The 16,131-nt window shown below is 63.9% G+C and carries 14 protein-coding genes; 10 read left to right on the forward strand and 4 right to left on the reverse strand.

Going from position 1 to position 16,131, the window contains the following annotated elements; all coding sequences use genetic code 11:
* Positions 1–47: 47 nt before the first annotated feature.
* From EVC45_RS28855 to EVC45_RS28865, 3 genes are all read left to right on the forward strand, one after another.
* Positions 48–1,979: a response regulator gene (locus tag EVC45_RS28855; protein WP_129961598.1), complete on the forward strand. Its 1,932-nt coding sequence runs from the start codon at positions 48–50 to the stop codon at positions 1,977–1,979.
* Positions 1,980–2,211: 232 nt separating this feature from the next.
* Entirely contained in the window at positions 2,212–3,138 is a 927-nt protein-coding gene (locus EVC45_RS28860; RefSeq protein WP_129961599.1) for an ABC transporter ATP-binding protein, read from the forward strand.
* On the forward strand, positions 3,135–3,896 hold the full coding sequence (locus EVC45_RS28865; RefSeq protein WP_129961600.1) for an ABC transporter permease: 762 nt from the start codon (positions 3,135–3,137) through the stop codon (positions 3,894–3,896). The genes EVC45_RS28860 and EVC45_RS28865 overlap by 4 nt, the downstream gene beginning before the upstream one ends.
* Before the next feature lie 95 nt (positions 3,897–3,991).
* Here EVC45_RS28865 and EVC45_RS28870 read toward each other — a convergent pair whose 3' ends face one another.
* Complete coding sequence (locus EVC45_RS28870) at positions 3,992–4,993, reverse strand: LuxR family transcriptional regulator (protein ID WP_129961601.1); 1,002 nt, start codon at positions 4,991–4,993, stop codon at positions 3,992–3,994.
* A 182-nt stretch (positions 4,994–5,175) separates the two neighbouring features.
* Between EVC45_RS28870 and EVC45_RS28875 the strand changes: the two genes are divergently transcribed.
* The 3 genes from EVC45_RS28875 (at position 5,176) to EVC45_RS28885 (ending at position 7,981) form a co-directional block, all read left to right on the forward strand.
* On the forward strand, positions 5,176–6,087 hold the full coding sequence (locus tag EVC45_RS28875) for a helix-turn-helix domain-containing protein (RefSeq protein WP_129961602.1): 912 nt from the start codon (positions 5,176–5,178) through the stop codon (positions 6,085–6,087).
* A gap of 313 nt (positions 6,088–6,400) precedes the next feature.
* On the forward strand, positions 6,401–6,826 hold the full coding sequence (locus EVC45_RS28880) for a DUF3830 family protein (protein ID WP_129961603.1): 426 nt from the start codon (positions 6,401–6,403) through the stop codon (positions 6,824–6,826).
* A 120-nt stretch (positions 6,827–6,946) separates the two neighbouring features.
* Positions 6,947–7,981: an SGNH/GDSL hydrolase family protein gene (locus EVC45_RS28885; RefSeq protein WP_129961604.1), complete on the forward strand. Its 1,035-nt coding sequence runs from the start codon at positions 6,947–6,949 to the stop codon at positions 7,979–7,981.
* Positions 7,982–8,055: 74 nt separating this feature from the next.
* On the opposite strand, the gene EVC45_RS28890 is transcribed toward EVC45_RS28885, so the two are convergent.
* The 3 genes from EVC45_RS28890 to shiA all read right to left on the reverse strand — a co-directional run bounded on the left by EVC45_RS28890 (position 8,056) and on the right by shiA (position 11,333).
* On the reverse strand, positions 8,056–8,184 hold the full coding sequence (locus EVC45_RS28890) for an oxalate:formate antiporter (RefSeq protein ID WP_129961605.1): 129 nt from the start codon (positions 8,182–8,184) through the stop codon (positions 8,056–8,058).
* A 10-nt stretch (positions 8,185–8,194) separates the two neighbouring features.
* Positions 8,195–9,598 carry an OFA family MFS transporter gene (locus EVC45_RS28895; protein ID WP_129961606.1) on the reverse strand — a complete coding sequence of 468 codons (1,404 nt, stop codon included), beginning with the start codon at positions 9,596–9,598 and terminating at the stop codon, positions 8,195–8,197.
* Between the two features lie 415 nt (positions 9,599–10,013).
* Positions 10,014–11,333 (reverse strand): shikimate transporter, encoded by a 1,320-nt coding sequence (gene shiA / locus EVC45_RS28900; RefSeq protein WP_129961607.1) that lies wholly within the window; start codon positions 11,331–11,333, stop codon positions 10,014–10,016.
* Positions 11,334–11,707: 374 nt separating this feature from the next.
* On the opposite strand from shiA, the gene EVC45_RS28905 reads away from it, so the two are divergent.
* The 4 genes from EVC45_RS28905 to frc all read left to right on the forward strand — a co-directional run bounded on the left by EVC45_RS28905 (position 11,708) and on the right by frc (position 16,127).
* Positions 11,708–11,926, forward strand: coding sequence for a hypothetical protein (locus tag EVC45_RS28905; protein ID WP_129961608.1), 219 nt, complete (start codon positions 11,708–11,710; stop codon positions 11,924–11,926).
* The gene (locus tag EVC45_RS28910) at positions 11,904–12,623 is read left to right on the forward strand and encodes a GntR family transcriptional regulator (RefSeq protein WP_129961609.1); all 720 of its coding nucleotides are present in this window, start codon (positions 11,904–11,906) and stop codon (positions 12,621–12,623) included. The genes EVC45_RS28905 and EVC45_RS28910 overlap by 23 nt, the downstream gene beginning before the upstream one ends.
* Before the next feature lie 462 nt (positions 12,624–13,085).
* Complete coding sequence (locus tag EVC45_RS28915; protein WP_129961610.1) at positions 13,086–14,855, forward strand: thiamine pyrophosphate-binding protein; 1,770 nt, start codon at positions 13,086–13,088, stop codon at positions 14,853–14,855.
* Between the two features lie 24 nt (positions 14,856–14,879).
* Positions 14,880–16,127, forward strand: a complete 1,248-nt coding sequence (gene frc, locus EVC45_RS28920) for a formyl-CoA transferase (RefSeq protein ID WP_129961611.1) — start codon at positions 14,880–14,882, stop codon at positions 16,125–16,127.
* The last annotated feature ends 4 nt before the right edge of the window (positions 16,128–16,131 follow it).

Raw genomic sequence — 16,131 nt, forward strand, 5'->3', positions numbered from 1 at the left:
CATGAATGTCCCGCAACGCGGGCAGTCTCCTACGGATACGCCTTTTCATGAGCGACGCGAACGCCAATCTGATTCTGAACGTCGACGATAACGAAGGCGCCCGCTACGCGAAAACGCGCATCCTGTCGCGCGCCGGCTTCATCGTGATCGAGGCCGGCAACGGCACAGAAGCGATCGAGCGCGCGCGCATTTCGCAGCCGGACCTCGTGCTGCTCGACGTCAATCTGCCCGATCTCAACGGCTTCGAAGTATGCCGCCGCATCAAGGCCGCGCCGGAGACCTCGGGCGTGCTCGTGATCCATACGTCGGCGGCGGCGGTGCAGAGCATCGACCGCGTACGCGGCCTCGAAGGCGGCGCGGACAGCTATCTGACCGAGCCGATCGAACCGGCCGAGCTGATCGCGCAGGTACGCGCGCTGCTGCGTGTGCGCCGCGCCGAGGGCGCGTTGCGCGAGAGCGAGGAGCGCTTCCGGCAGATGGCCGAAAACATCGACGACGTGTTCTGGATGCTCGACCCGTCGAGCGGGCAGTTGCTGTATGTGAGCCCCGCGTATCGGCGTCTGTGGGGCGATGCGGCGCACGAGCCGACGCCGAGCGCGCGCCACTGGGCCAACCACATTCATGCGGAGCACGAGGCCGCGGTCGAGGCGGCGTATCGTGCGCTCGCGACCGGTGTCGCCTACGAGATCGAATACCGGATCGTGCGCCCCGACGGCGAGATGCGCTGGGCCGTCGAGCGCGCCTTTCCGGTGCGCGACGCGCGCGGGCACATCTATCGGCTCGCCGGCATCGTCAACGATATTTCCGATCGCAAGGCCAACGAGATGATGTTGCGCGACGCCGATCGCCACAAAGACGAGTTCCTCGCGATGCTCGCGCACGAGCTGCGCAATCCGCTCGCGCCGATCCGCAACGCGATCGAACTGCTCGACCCGAGCCGTGCGCCCTCGCAGCAAAGCTTCGAGGCTATGCGCACGGTGATCGGGCGCCAGGTCAAGCATCTGAGCCGGCTCGTCGACGATCTGCTGGACGTGGCGCGCATCACGCAGGGCAAGATCACGCTGCGCCAGGAGATCGTCGAGCTGGCCGGCGCGCTCGAGGCCGCGATCGAAACCGTGCGGCCCGCGCTGAATCGCAAGGGCCATACGCTCGCCACCGATCTGCCCGACGAGCCGCTGTTCGTCGTCGGCGACGGCGTGCGGATCGCGCAGGTGCTCGGCAATATCCTGTCGAACGCGGCGAAGTACACGCCGCAGCGCGGCGACATCCGCATCGAAGTCCGCGAAGCGGGCGACGACGTGCTGATCAGCGTGCGCGACAACGGCGTGGGCATCGGCGCCGACACGATCCCGCACATCTTCGATCTGTTCGTGCAATCGGAAATCTCGATCGAACGCTCGGAAGGCGGCCTCGGCATCGGCCTGCCGCTCGCGCGCACGCTGGTCGAGCTGCACGGCGGCGGGATCGAAGCGTTCTCGGCGGGGCCGGGACGCGGCAGCGAGTTCGTCGTGCGGCTGCCGCTGACGCGGCTTGCCGACGCCGATCAAGCGTCGACGGCCGCGCCCAAAGCCGTGCCGCATGACGGCGGCGAGGCGCTGCGCGTGCTGCTCGTCGACGACAGTGTCGACGCGGCGCTCGCGTTGTCGCTGGTGCTGCAGTCGGACGGCTATGACGTGCGCGTCGCGCACGAAGCCAACGCCGCGCTCGAGCTGGCCGCGCACTTCGAGCCGCAGATCGTGCTGCTCGACCTCGGCCTGCCCGGCATGGACGGCTTCCAGCTCGCGCAGGAGATGCGCCGCCTGCCGGCCACCGGCGACGCGCTGCTGATCGCGGTGACCGGCTATGGCCAGGCCACCGACCGGCAGCGCTCGCGCGAGGCCGGCTTCGATCACCATCTGGTGAAGCCGGCGTCGGTCGAGGAAATCCAGAACGTGATCGCGAGCCGCTTCCCGGGCGCGCAACGTGGCGCGTCGGCTTAACAGCCCGTCCGCGCGGGTTGGGCGCGCCCGGACGGCCGCGCCGCGCCTCGATCGGCGTCCCGATCCCGTGCCAATCCATCAGTAAGCCGAACTATCGTGCGCCGCAGCGAAATCGCCGCGGCACGTTCCCGTGCGCTGCACGCTTTCGCACTTTCCATTACATTGCGGATGCGGCGCACCCGTTCGCGCCGGTTTCTCTCATTCAACAGCGGTGTCGGCCATCATCGAGTCCATGCAGCCAATCGTTTCGGTCACGAATCTGTCGAAAACCTATGCCAGCGGTTTTCAGGCACTGAAGAACATCAATCTGGCGATCAACCGTGGAGAAATCTTCGCTTTGCTCGGGCCGAACGGCGCGGGCAAGACCACGCTGATCAGCATCGTCTGCGGCATCGTCAACGCGAGCGAAGGCAGCGTGACGGTCGACGGCCACGAGATCGGCGCCAACTATCGCGCGGCCCGCTCGCTGATCGGCCTCGTGCCGCAGGAGCTGACCACCGACGCATTCGAAACCGTCTGGGCCACCGTATCGTTCAGCCGCGGCCTGTTCGGCAAGCCGAAGAACCCCGCCTACATCGAGAAAGTGCTGCGCGACCTGTCGCTTTGGGAGAAGCGCAACAACAAGATCATCACGCTGTCGGGCGGCATGAAGCGGCGCGTGCTGATCGCGAAGGCGCTGTCGCACGAGCCGCGCGTGCTGTTTCTCGACGAACCGACCGCCGGCGTCGACGTCGAGCTGCGGCGCGACATGTGGAAGCTCGTGCGCTCGCTTGCGGCGAGCGGCGTGACGATCATCCTGACCACGCACTACATCGACGAAGCCGAGGAGATGGCCGACCGCATCGGCGTGATCAACGCGGGCGAAATCATGCTCGTCGAAGAGAAGACCGAGCTGATGCGCAAGCTCGGCACGAAGCAGTTGACGCTGCAGCTGGAGAGCCCGCTCGACGCGGTGCCGGCGACGCTCGCCGGCTACGGGCTCGCGGTCGCGAACGGCGGCAACGAGCTGACCTACACCTATGAAGGCGAGGGCGGCCGCACGGACATCATCGCGCTGCTGAAATCGCTCGACGACGCCGGCATCCGCTTCAAGGACCTGCACACCACGCAGAGTTCGCTCGAAGACATTTTCGTCAGCCTGCTGCGGGGGAACCCATGAACATCTACGCAATGCGCGCGATCTACAAGTTCGAAATGGCGCGCACGTGGCGCACGCTGATGCAAAGCATCATCGCGCCGGTGATTTCCACGTCGCTGTACTTCGTCGTGTTCGGCTCGGCGATCGGCTCGCGGATCAAGGAAGTGGAGGGCATCAGCTATGGCGCGTTCATCGTGCCGGGGCTGATCATGCTGTCGCTGCTGTCGCAAAGCATCGCCAACGCGTCGTTCGGAATTTACTTTCCGCGTTTCACCGGCACGATCTACGAGCTGCTGTCGGCGCCCGTATCGTATCTGGAGATCGTCGTCAGCTATGTGGGCGCGGCGGCCACCAAGTCGATCCTGCTCGGGCTCATCATTCTGGCGACCGCCGCGCTGTTCGTGCCGCTGCAGATCATGCATCCGTTATGGATGGTGCTGTTTCTGGTGCTGACAGCCGTCACGTTCAGTCTGCTCGGCTTCATCATCGGCATCTGGGCCGACAGCTTCGAGAAGCTGCAACTGGTGCCTCTGCTGATCGTCACGCCGCTCACGTTCCTCGGCGGCGCATTCTACTCGGTGAACATGCTGCCGCCGTTCTGGCACGCCGTCACGCTGTTCAATCCGATCGTGTATCTGGTGAGCGGATTCCGCTGGAGCTTCTACGAGCTGGGCGACGTCGACGTCGCCCTGAGTCTCGGCATGACACTGCTGTTTCTCGCGGTGTTCCTCGTGATCGTCGGCTGGATCTTCAGGACCGGCTATCGGCTGAAAAGTTGATGGGCCGATACGGATCGCGCTATCGGCTGAGATGAGGAAAGGGCGCGGCGGCGAAAAGCCGTCGCACCCTCTTCATCGTCACGCGGCGGCGCCAACTACGACAGATACGCCTGCGCGACATTGATCAACTGCACGCGATTGCGCACGTTGAACAACTGCCGCAAGCGCCGCAGATGATAGTCGACGTTATGCGGCGACAGCCCGAGGAAATACGCGATCTCCTTGTCGCGCTGCCCCTGCACGACCGCCTTCAGCACCGCATGCTGCAACTTGCTCAGCGCGACGCGCTGCTGCTGCGCGGGCGCGATGCCGATCACGCTTTTCGCGTGCGTCCAGATGAACTCGTGAATCGAGTGCGCGAACATCAGCGTTTCCGCGACGATCGATTCGGTCATCCAGCGCGGGTTGCCGATCTCCGAGTTGAAGCACAGGCTCGCGCTCAGCTCGGGCTCGGGCAGCGGCATCTGCGTGAGAATGCCGCTTTTGCGCCCGGTCGCCTCCAGCATGTCGATCAAAGCGCCGAGCCGCTCGCTGCGCAACTGCGCGCGCGGCAGGTCGGCGCGCAGATCGGCGGTATTCCACAGAAACGGCATGCCGGTCGGCGACGCGAGCGCGACGCGGGGGTCGAGCTCGAAATAGCGCTCGCGGAAATAGCGCGTGAGCCACGCCTGCGACTCGTAGCTCGTCAACACGAACATCGTCTTGTGATGCGACGAGGTGCGCGTGGCGGTATAGCTGAACGAGTCGAAGCCCAACTGCCTGATGCGCTGACGCACGAACTCCATCCGGTCCTGCGCGCTGCCGAACCGCCCGAGCGGACTGATCAGCGGCGCGGCCCGGCGCGCCGCGGGCGACGGCGTGCCGATCTCCTCCTCGGTGAACAGAGTCAGAAAACCACTGCGCCCCGCACCGTTCGCGGCGCGAGGAGACATCTTCACTGCTTCAGCCGCGTGGGCTGAGTTCGCGGCGTGCCGCACGCCGGCCGGGTAAGCCGGTTGGGCGGATGCCGCTCTCGGGTGTGCTGCCGACGCGTGCCCGGCTTCGCCTTGCGGCGAGCCGGTCAGCCATTGCGGCAGCGTATCGCATTCATGTTCCATGAAACGGTAGCTCCGGCGTTCTAAACGCGTGAAAGACGACAACCTCAATGATTAGCGATTTCGTGAAATGTCGGTAGCCGGTTCCTTGCTATCATTTTTCTGATCTTGCGCTGACAGTGGACCGGCAATACGGGTACGGCGGCGCTTCTCCTTCCATACGGCACCTCCTTCGAAGGGATGTGATGGCACGAATTCCCAAGCTCACGACGACGCTCGCCTACGACCGCTACATGGCCGGCCAGCGACTCGTGTCGAGCGTGGATCGCGAGTGGCGGCATCTGGTGCTGCGCTCGTATCTCGAGCCGGTGCGGCAGGACCTGCTCGAAGCGCCGGGTTTGCGCGACTTCACGCTGATGACGCTCGCGAGCGGCGCCGAGCATCTCGAACGCAACCTCGGCGGATCCTGGGAAAGCGCCGATATGCGCGTGAACGACCTGTGGTTCGTGCCGCCCGCGCCGATCTCGTGGCGCTGGCATTCGATCAGCGACGAGCCGTTGTCTACGTTGCACGTGCACATCGAGCGCGGTTTGATCGACAACGTCGCGCAACAGATGGGGCTCGACGCGTCGCGCGAACTGTCGCTCGGCGACGCGATGCGCTTCAACGATCCGCTGATTGCCGCGATGCTTGCCGCGCTGCATCGCGCCGCCCTCGATCCCGCCGACTCGCGTCTGTATGTCGATACGCTGGTGCACGCGCTCGCCGCGCACCTGCTGCAGCATTATTCGAGCGGCAACGACGCGCGGGGCGGCAGCCCGACGCGGCCCGAACGGCTGGTGCCGCGCCGGATTCGGCGAGTGACCGACTACATCCGAGCCAATCTCGCCGAGGATCTGGCGATCGCCGAACTGGCCGGGCAGGCCGGCCTAAGCAGTTTTCATTTTGCTCGGGTGTTTCGCCGCGAAACCGGGGAGACGCCGCATCAGTTCGTCACGCGCTTGCGGCTCGAGGAAGCGGCGAGGCTGCTGCGCGCCACGGATCGAACCGTGCTGCAAATCGCGCTCGAAGTTGGCTTCGAGAATGCCAGTCATTTCTCGGTGCAGTTCAAACGTGGCTATGGCGCGACGCCGCTCGCCTACCGGTTGCGCGGTTGAGATGCGCGCCGGCTGCTGCCCGCCTGCGCCAGCCACGATGCCGAGCCGTGACGGCCCGCGTTTCTCCAGCCGGAATCACGCACCTGCGCAGTGTGCGTTGCATTGCGCGGCTTGCAAACTACGAACTTTCGTGGCGGCGCGCGGTGCAAACTGGCATCGCATGCCGCGCAAGGCTTTGCGGCTCGATCGGTTGCCCGCGATGATAACTGGTCTAACTGGCCTGACCGCCGTGCCAGCAACTGTATCTGTCGAAGCCTTGCATCGGACGACAGAATCGAAGCACCTTTCAACCTCACACACCGGATAACGCGCCATGACCCGACTCAAAATGACCGCCTGCGGCCACACCTTCATCGCCGAGACGCATCCCGATGCGCCGCAGACCGTGGCAGCGTTCCTGAAGCTGCTGCCGTACCGGCAGAAGCTGATTCACGTGCGCTGGAGCGGCGAGGGCTGCTGGGTGCCGCTCGGCGAGTTCAAGCTCGAGAACGACGGCGTCGCGGTCGGCTTCGAGAATCACACCAGCCATCCGTCGGTCGGCGACATCCTGTTCTATCCGGGCGGCTATAGCGAGACCGAGATCATCCTCGCGTACGGCTCGTGCTGCTTCGCGAGCAAGATGGGGCAACTCGCGGGCAATCATTTTCTGACGATCGTCGAAGGCAAGGAAAAACTGCGCGAACTCGGCACCAAGGTGCTGTGGGAAGGTGCGCAGGAGGTGGTGTTCGAGCGGCTTTGAGCGGCGGCATTTGCTTCCCGGGCATACGCGATGCTTGTTCGAAGAGCCGTGTGCGATCAGACACCGACCGCGCACCTGAGGCACTCGACACCGTCTGGCCCGCCCGGCGAGGAGGAGCAAATGCGAGGCATTAATGACAAGGTCCGCGCTGTAGTTTTTGCCATCACGACCGTGTTGCTCTCCGCTTGCGGCGGGGGCGGTGGCGGCAGCAGCGGGTCGAGTGGCGGCGGCAGCACGTCGGCCGAGCCGGCGGGCGGCGTCAAGCTGCAGGTGGTGTCGTTCGGCGACAGCCTGTCGGACGTCGGGACTTATGCGCCGCTCGCGGGCGCGGTGGGCGGCGGGCGTTTCACCACCAATCCCGGCCAGGTGTGGGCCCAGGACGTCGCGCAATACTACGGCGATACGCTCAGCGCCGCGTTCACGATCGATATCACGCATAAGCTGAGTGGGCAGAGTGGCTTCGGTTATGCGGAAGGCGGCTCGACGGTGGCGACGCCGGCCAATCAATACGACTACCTGGGCGATGTCATCGGCGACATCGAAATGCCGGTCAATCAGCAGCTATCGAGCTATCTGAGCGCTCACGGCAGCTTCAATGCCAATCAGCTCGTGCTCGTGTGGGCGGGCGCGAACGATGTGCTTCGCGCCGGCAATCTTCCCGCCGCGGCGCCGATCGTGCAGGCGGCTGCCACGACGCTCGCCCAACTCGTCGGGCAAATCGTGCAGAACGGCGGCGCGCATGTGGTGGTGGTCAATCTGCCGAATATCGGGCTGGCGCCGAAGGGGCTCGCTTCGGCTGATGGCGGCGCGAACCTCACGCAGTTGTCGCAGCTGTTCAACGCTACGTTGAATACCGCGTTGCAAACCAATGGGCTGCAGTCGAAGGTGATCGAGGTCGATTCGTATACGTGGACGAATCAGGTGATCGCAAACTTTCAGGCGAACGGTTTTACCGTGTCGAATACGGCGCAGGCCTGCGATCCGAAGAAAACGCCCGATGACACGTCGCTGCTATGTTCGCCGGCGACCTACGTGAGCGCCAATGCGGATCGGACCTACATGTTCGCCGATGATCTGCATCCGACGACCCATATGCATGCGTTGTTTGCGCAGTTCGTCGAGCAGCAGATCGCGCATAGCGGGTTGGGGCACTGAGGGGATAGCTACGCGCTGCGTGCCATCCGCACCCCGCCTCTGAACAAGGCCGGGGTGCGTGCCACGTCACATCGTTACTTGAACAGCTTCATCGCTTGCGTCAACGTATTGATCACGCCCCAGGCGAGCGGAATCATCACGTACAGCCAGAACACCACGAGCATCACCTTGTTGGTCGGATGTACGGTTTGAACGGTCGACATATGGATCTCCTCACGCGCCCTTGGCGACTTGTGCATCGGTCATGTGGTGCTTCTCGTCCACACGCTTGACCAGCAGGTTGCAGATAAAGCCGATCACGAGCAGCACGGCCATGATGTGCACGGTCATCGTGTACGCGTCCGCCTTGGCGACGCCGTTCGCGACTTCATACGCGCGGATGTAATTGACGAGCACCGGACCCGCGACACCCGCCGCGGCCCACGCCGTCAACAGACGTCCGTGAATGCCGCCGACGAACGCCGTGCCGAACATGTCGGCGAGATAGGCCGGCACCGTCGCGAAGCCGCCGCCGTACATCGACAGGATGATGCAGTAGGTCAGCACGAACAGCGCGATCTGGCCGTTCGCGGCAAAGGTGGGCACCAGGTAGTAGAGCACCGCGCCGAGCACGAAGAAGATCGCGTAGGTGTTCTTGCGACCGATCCAGTCCGATGCCGACGACCACACGAAACGTCCACCCATGTTGAACAGCGACAGCAAGCCGACAAAGCCGGCTGCGGCCGACGCCGTCACGGTGTTCTTGAAGCTCTCCTGGATCATCACCGAGGCCTGGCCGAGAACGCCGATCCCAGCCGTCACGTTCAGGAACAGCACGAGCCAGATCAGATAGAACTGCGGGGTCTTCAACGCCTGATCGATATGCACGTGGTTGCGCGAGATCAGGCGGTGCTGCGTGACTTCGGGCGCGGTCCAGCCGGCGGGCTTCCAGTCCGTCGGCGGCACGCGGATCGCCAGCGCGCCGATCGTCATCGAAATGAAGTAGACGATGCCGAGCACGATGAAGGTCTCCGCGACGCCGACGCTCGTCGCGCTTTGAAAGTGCTTCATCAGCGCGACCGACAGCGGCGCCGCGATCATCGCGCCGCCGCCGAAGCCCATGATCGCCATGCCGGTCGCCATGCCGCGGCGGTCCGGAAACCAGCGGATCAGCGTCGACACCGGCGATACGTAACCGAGCCCCAGCCCGATCCCGCCGATCACGCCGTAACCGAGATACAGCAGCACGATCTGATGCAGATACACGCCGAGCGCGGACACGAGGAAGCCGCCGCCGAAACAGCACGCTGCCGTAAACATGGTGCGGCGCGGACCGACGTGTTCGAGCCATTTGCCCGCGAATGCCGCCGACAAACCGAGGAACACGATCGCCAGCGAAAAGATCCAGCCTAGCGCGGTCAGCGACCAGTCATCGGGCGCGGACTGCGTGATGCCGATCACTTTGGTCAGCGGTCCGTTGAATACCGAGAACGCATAGGCCTGACCGATGCACAGATGCACGGCGAGCGCCGCGGGAGGCACCATCCAGCGCGAAAAACCGGGCTGCGCGATGGTGGCCTGTTTGGAAAAGAATGGGGCGGAGCCTCGTTGGCTGCCCGGCTCACTGATGCTACTCATAAGGCGGTCTCCTTACAGTTGTTCTGTTTATCGGCGCGGCGTGCATTTACCTGAGGCGGCGGAGTGTAACTTGCGCAGGGCGGACACGTCGTCGCTATATGTATTTTTATTTCATATGATTTGGTCCCTCGCACCCGGAATCGGGCCTGGCTCGACAATAGGACGTGGGCGATTGCTTCGCAATATGAAGCGCATGGACATAAGGTGTGATCCTGGTCAAACGGGCATGCTATTCACGCGATCGCGCAAATCGTGGGACGCACTGGGCCGGTGCCGCCGAACTTTCGAATAGAAGCTCTATGCAAAGCCAGCAATAAACGAGCCGCGCACGACGCGCGGCACAAAAAAGAAACGGGCCGGCGCGGCTGTTTTGCCGCGTCGGCCCGTCGTGTATCGACGGCGAATTACGCCGGTGTCAATCGATCTTTCGTCCGGTCTTCATGCGTGCCGCGACGAGCACCGAAATCAGACAGCCGAGCGCCAGATACGCGGCCACCGGATGCCACGAGCCGCCCGCGAAGCTGACCAGCGCGACCGCGATGAACGGCGTGAAGCCGCCGCCGACCACGCTCGCCACCTGATAGCCGACGCCCGCGCCGCTATAGCGGTACTCGGTGCCGAACAGATCGGTGAACATCGGCTGCTGCACGCTGACGACCATGTCGTGCGCGATGTTCGCGAGCAGCACCGCGAACACGACGATCCAGACCGTCGAACGCGCTTCGAGCGCGAGGAAGAACGGCACCGCGCTGAACACGCCGACCAGCGCGCCGATCATATAGATGCGACGGCGGCCGAAGCGATCCGCGAGCCACGCGAAGCACGGAATCGTCACGCAACTGAGCGCGCCGACGACGAAGCCGATCGTCAGGAAGAACTCGCGCGGCATGTGCAGGTTCGAGGTCGAGTAGCTCAGCGCGAACGCGGTCACGATGTACATCGTGAACAGCTCGGCGAGCCGCAGCGCGATGATCAGCAGAAAGGCCTTCGGATGACGCAGCAGCGCTTCGACGATCGGCAGGCGCACGCGGCGCTCGCCATGCTGGCCGACTTTCTCGACGAACTCCTGCGACTCTTCCATGCTCGAGCGGATCCACAGCGCGATCAGCACCAGCACGACGCTGAACAGGAACGGCAGACGCCAGCCCCAGCTGAGGAACGCGGCGTTGTCCATCGAGCGGCTGATCAGCGCGACGAGTCCCGTCGACAACACGAGCCCGACGCCGTAGCCGACCTGCACGCCACTACTGTAAAAGGCCTTCTTTTTCGCGGGCGCGCTTTCGACGGCCATCAACGCCGCGCCGCCCCATTCGCCGCCGACCGCAAAGCCCTGGATCGCGCGCAGCGTGACGAGCAGTACCGGCGCCAGCCAGCCGATCGTCGAAAACGCCGGCAGCAGACCGATCGCGGCCGTCGACAGACCCATCATCATCACGGTGAGCACGAGCATGCGCTTGCGCCCGAGCCGGTCGCCGTAGTGGCCGAACACGAAGCCGCCGAGCGGGCGGAACAGGAAACCGACGCCGAAGGTGGCGAACGCGGCGAGCGTGCCCATCGCCGGACCGACGTTCGGGAAGAACTCGGCGTTGAACACGAGCGCGGCGACGATGCCGTACAGCAGGAAGTCGTACCAGTCGACCACGGCGCCGATAAAGCTGCCGAGCGCGGCCTTGCGAGCCTGACTGCGCGCATTGCGGTGAGTGGCCACGGCGGCCTGCGGGTGGGTGGTGCTCATCGAGTCTCCTTCAATGTGGCGGGTGCTTGAACCGATCGAGCCGTGCCGGCTGGGCATTGCGGCGCGTTCGATCCGCGGCAGGATGACCGGAAGATTAAAGACGCGGGCGCGAATTCACAATCCGCGGGACGGTGAAAATGCGCGATCATCGCACGCCGATGCGCGAATAGCGCGCGTTTTGCGTGTTTACACCGAGCGCGGTCGGCGCTCATCGCGAGCGATGACGTGGGCGAACCCACGCAGCCCGCGACGTGCTAACGTGAAAGTAATCTTAAAAACAACAGGCGTTGATATACTACATACCGAATATTGAAAAATGCGGCGTTGCAGCATATGATTGAGGAATCCATCTTCTCAATCGTCCGGAGTTACACGTGGAATTCGTGCCTCTCGCGCTGTTCGCCGTTGCCGTCGTAGGGTTGGGCTGTGCCGCCACTGTTCTGCTGACCGACTGGATTCCCGAAGCGGTCGCGGCGCTTGCATCGCAACATGGCCGCTTTGTGGGTCTAGGCGAGCAGCGCGGCAAAACGGCGGCGCCGAATCGCGCGCGTGTTCAAGCAGAGGCGATGAATGTCGTCAGAACTTCCAACTGAAACAGTGGCCACCCCGTTGACCCTGTCGCTGCAGCCGATCGGCGCGAGCGCGAGCTTGCGCGATCAGGCGTATGCGATGCTGCGTCAGGCCATCGCCGACGCGGATATCTACCAGAATCGCGAAGAAATCCGTCTCGACGAGCGCGTGCTCAGCGAATCGCTCGGCGTGAGCCGCACCCCCGTGCGCGAGGCGATGACGCTGCTCGAGCAGGAGGGTTTCCTGCGCATGGTGCCGCGGCGCGGCATCTACATCGTGCGCAAGAGCAAGCGCGAAATCGTCGAGATGATCCAGATGTGGGCCGCGCTCGAAAGCATGGCCGCGCGGCTCGCCACGCTGCATGCGACCGACGAGGAAATCGGCCGCCTGCGCCATATGTTCGACAATTTCCGCGACTCGACGCCGGCCGAGCATATCGCCGAGTATTCGGACGCGAACATCGCGTTCCATCAGGCGATCGTCGAGTTGTCGAAGTCGCAGATCATTCTCGACACGATCAAGAACATCTTCATCCATGTGCGCGCGATCCGGCGCATGACCATCTCGCAGAGCGACCGGGCCGCGCGCTCGATCGTCGATCATCTGCGCATCATCGAGGCGCTCGAGAAGCGCGATACCGAACTTGCCGAGCGGCTCACGCGCCAGCATTCGCTCGATCTCGCGGCGTTCGTCGAAGCCAATTGCGATTTCCTCGATTGATTGATGGCGGCGTAGACGCCTGACTACCTGCTGATTTCGAAAAGCCCGCGGTGTGCAAGCACTGCGGGCTTTTTGCGTGCGCACGTTTAGAGCGGATATGCAGGTCGCGCGGCGGCGAATGGCAGGAAAAGAGGTCGCTGCCGCACTGCGGGATAAACCGTGCTTGACGGTCTTAAAAATATGGTATGTGATATATCAACAATGACAGCCGCACCATGCGACTCAGTGTTTTCCCTTTGAAACGACTGCCGCAAAGCCTTGCAGATTCGGCGCAACGCTGCGGCTGGCAAGCTCGAGCAGCACGAACTTCGCGCCGCTTATGTCTCAAAATTGGCCTTGAACGAATGTGATATATCACATACGGTATCTTCTGGGCCGTGAGACGGCGGTGCAGTCGGACGTATATCGAAGCGGAAGCGTCCGTCGATAACCGTTGCACATCCGATTGATGAGGAGATGACCATGTCTGCAGTTGTTTCATCCCTGAGTCCGGCCACGGCCACCGCCACCACGACCGCCGACGACACCCTCAAGCAGAAGACCCGCGACGCGGGCGTGGTGTCGGGCGGCCATCTGGTCGCGAAGGCGCTGAAAAACGAGGGGGTCGACACGATCTTCACGCTGTGCGGCGGCCACATCATCGATATCTACGACGGCTGCGTCGACGAAGGCATCCGCATCATCGACGTGCGCCACGAGCAGGTCGCCGCGCATGCGGCCGACGGCTACGCGCGCCAGACCGGCAAGCTCGGCTGCGTGGTCACGACCGCCGGCCCCGGCTGCACGAACGCGGTGACCGGCATCGCCACCGCGTTCCGCTCGGAAAGCCCGATCCTGCACATCGGCGGGCAGGGCGCGCTGACGCAGCACAAGATGGGTTCGCTGCAGGACCTGCCGCACGTCGACATCATGGCGCCGATCACCAAGTTCGCCGCGAGCGTGTCGAGCACCGAGCGCGTCGCCGACATGATCTCGATGGCCGCGCGCGAATGCTTCAACGGCGCGCCCGGTCCCGCCTACCTGGAAATTCCGCGCGACGTGCTCGACCGAGAAGTCGACGCGACGCGCGCGATCGTGCCGCAGCCGGGCCGCTATCGCGCGTCGACGAAATCGATCGGAGACCCGCGCGACATCGAGAAACTCGCTGACCTGCTCGTCGATGCGCAACGCCCCGCGATCCTGTACGGCCAGCAGGTGTGGACCGCGCGCGGTCACGAGGAAGCGATCGCGCTGCTGCGCGGCATCGAGATTCCCGGCTATTTCAACGGCGCGAGCCGCGGGCTGCTGCCGCCGGGCGATCCGCATCATTTCGATCGCACGCGTTCGCAGGCGTTCGCGAATGCCGACCTGCTGATCGTGGTCGGCACGCCGTTCGATTTCCGCATGGGTTACGGCCGGCGCATCAGCAAGGAATTGACGCTGGTGCAGATCGATATGGACTACCGAACCGTCGGCAAGAATCGCGATATCGATCTGGGCCTCGTCGGCGATCCGGGCGCGATACTCGCCGCGGTGCTGCAAGCCGCGAGCGGCCGTATCAAGGACGACAAGCGTCAGGCGCGCCGCAAATGGATGGCGCAGTTGCGCGACGCCGAAATCACCGCGACCGAGAAACTGATGCCGCTGTTCCGCTCGAACAGCACGCCGATTCATCCGTATCGCGTCGCCTACGAACTCAACGAATTCCTGTCCGACGACACCGTCTATATCGGCGACGGCGGCGACGTCGTGACGATCTCCGCTCAAGCGGTGCGCCCGCGCCGACCCGGACAGTGGATGGACCCCGGCGCGCTCGGCTCGCTAGGCGTCGGCACCGGCTTCGCGCTCGCGGCGAAGCTCGCGCATCCGCACAAGGAAGTGCTCTGCTATTACGGCGACGGCTCGTTCGGCATGACCGCGTTCGACATGGAAACCGCGAACCGCTTCGGCGCACCGTATCTCGCGGTGATCGGCAACAACTCGGCGATGAACCAGATCCGCTACGGCCAGCTGGCCAAATACGGCGAGGAGCGCGGCAACGTCGGCAATCTGCTCGGCGACGTGCCGTTCAGCAAATTCGCCGAAATGCTCGGCGGCTACGGCGAGGAAGTGCGTGATCCCGCGCAGATCGCAAGCGCGCTGCAACGCGCGCGCGAAGCGATTCATCGCACCGGCCGCTCGGCGGTGGTCAACATCTGGGTCGACCCGCGCGAATACGCACCGGGCACGAAGAACCAGACCATGTACAAATAACCTTCATCGTTCAGGAGATACGACATGGCCAAGGCACTCGACGGTGTGCGCATCCTCGATTTCACGCATGTGCAATCGGGACCGACCTGCACGCAATTGCTCGCATGGTTCGGCGCGGACGTGATCAAGGTGGAACGCGCAGGCGCGGGCGACATCACGCGCGAGCAGCTGCGCGATATTCCCGACGTGGATAGCCTGTACTTCACGATGCTCAATCACAACAAGCGCTCGGTCACGATCGACACCAAGCATCCGGAAGGCAAGCAGGTACTCGAAGCGTTGATCCAGAAATGCGACGTACTGGTCGAAAACTTCGCACCGGGCGCGCTCGACCGGATGGGCTTCACGTGGGAGCGGATTCAGGAATTGAATCCGCGCATGATCGTCGCATCGGTGAAGGGCTTCGGTCCCGGTCCTTACGAGGACTGCAAAGTCTATGAAAACGTCGCGCAATGCGCGGGCGGCGCGGCGTCGACCACCGGCTTCGACGACGGGCCGCCGGTGGTGACCGGTGCACAGATCGGCGATAGCGGCACGGGGCTGCATCTCGCGCTCGGCATCGTCACCGCGCTCTATCAACGCACGCATACCGGACGCGGCCAGCGCGTGCTCGCGGCGATGCAGGACGGCGTGCTCAATCTGTGCCGCGTCAAACTGCGCGATCAGCAGCGGCTCGACCGCACCGGCGTGATGAAAGAGTATCCGCAATACCCGAACGGCACGTTCGGCGAAGCGGTGCCGCGCTCGGGCAATGCGTCGGGCGGCGGGCAGCCCGGCTGGATTCTGAAGTGCAAGGGGTGGGAGACGGACCCGAACGCGTATATCTACTTCATCACCCAGGCGCCCGTGTGGGCGAAGATCTGCAACGTGATCGGCAAGGAGGAGTGGGCCACGGACCCCGACTATGCGACGCCGCCCGCACGCCTGCCGCGACTGAAGGAAATCTTCGCCGAGATCGAACGCTGGACGATGACGAAGACCAAGTTCGAGGCGATGCAGATCCTGAACAAATACGACATTCCGTGCGGCCCGATCCTGTCGATGAAGGAAATCTCCGAGGAGCCGTCGCTGCGCAAAACCGGCACGATCGTCGAAGTCGATCATCCGCAGCGCGGCAAGTATCTGACGGTGGGCAATCCGATCAAGCTGTCCGACAGTCCGACCGATGTCCAACGCTCGCCGCTGCTTGGCGAACATACCGACGAAGTGATGGCCGAGCTCGGTTATTCGGCCGAGCAGATCACCGCGCTGCGCACGGCTGGCGCGATCTAGGAGC

The organism is Paraburkholderia sp. UYCP14C (assembly GCF_004197395.1).
GTDB lineage: Bacteria > Pseudomonadota > Gammaproteobacteria > Burkholderiales > Burkholderiaceae > Paraburkholderia.

Excerpts from the sequence above, each read along its gene's own strand:
- shiA (WP_129961607.1), bottom strand. The coding sequence starts at position 11,333 with ATGAGCACCACCCACCCGCAGGCCGCCGTGGCCACTCACCGCAATGCG.
- EVC45_RS28870 (WP_129961601.1), bottom strand. The coding sequence starts at position 4,993 with ATGGAACATGAATGCGATACGCTGCCGCAATGGCTGACCGGCTCGCCG.
- EVC45_RS28860 (WP_129961599.1), top strand. The coding sequence starts at position 2,212 with ATGCAGCCAATCGTTTCGGTCACGAATCTGTCGAAAACCTATGCCAGC.
- EVC45_RS28915 (WP_129961610.1), top strand. The coding sequence starts at position 13,086 with ATGTCTGCAGTTGTTTCATCCCTGAGTCCGGCCACGGCCACCGCCACC.
- EVC45_RS28880 (WP_129961603.1), top strand. The coding sequence starts at position 6,401 with ATGACCCGACTCAAAATGACCGCCTGCGGCCACACCTTCATCGCCGAG.
- EVC45_RS28895 (WP_129961606.1), bottom strand. The coding sequence starts at position 9,598 with ATGAGTAGCATCAGTGAGCCGGGCAGCCAACGAGGCTCCGCCCCATTC.
- frc (WP_129961611.1), top strand. The coding sequence starts at position 14,880 with ATGGCCAAGGCACTCGACGGTGTGCGCATCCTCGATTTCACGCATGTG.
- EVC45_RS28910 (WP_129961609.1), top strand. The coding sequence starts at position 11,904 with ATGTCGTCAGAACTTCCAACTGAAACAGTGGCCACCCCGTTGACCCTG.
- EVC45_RS28875 (WP_129961602.1), top strand. The coding sequence starts at position 5,176 with ATGGCACGAATTCCCAAGCTCACGACGACGCTCGCCTACGACCGCTAC.
- EVC45_RS28890 (WP_129961605.1), bottom strand. The coding sequence starts at position 8,184 with ATGTCGACCGTTCAAACCGTACATCCGACCAACAAGGTGATGCTCGTG.
- EVC45_RS28855 (WP_129961598.1), top strand. The coding sequence starts at position 48 with ATGAGCGACGCGAACGCCAATCTGATTCTGAACGTCGACGATAACGAA.
- EVC45_RS28885 (WP_129961604.1), top strand. The coding sequence starts at position 6,947 with ATGCGAGGCATTAATGACAAGGTCCGCGCTGTAGTTTTTGCCATCACG.
- EVC45_RS28865 (WP_129961600.1), top strand. The coding sequence starts at position 3,135 with ATGAACATCTACGCAATGCGCGCGATCTACAAGTTCGAAATGGCGCGC.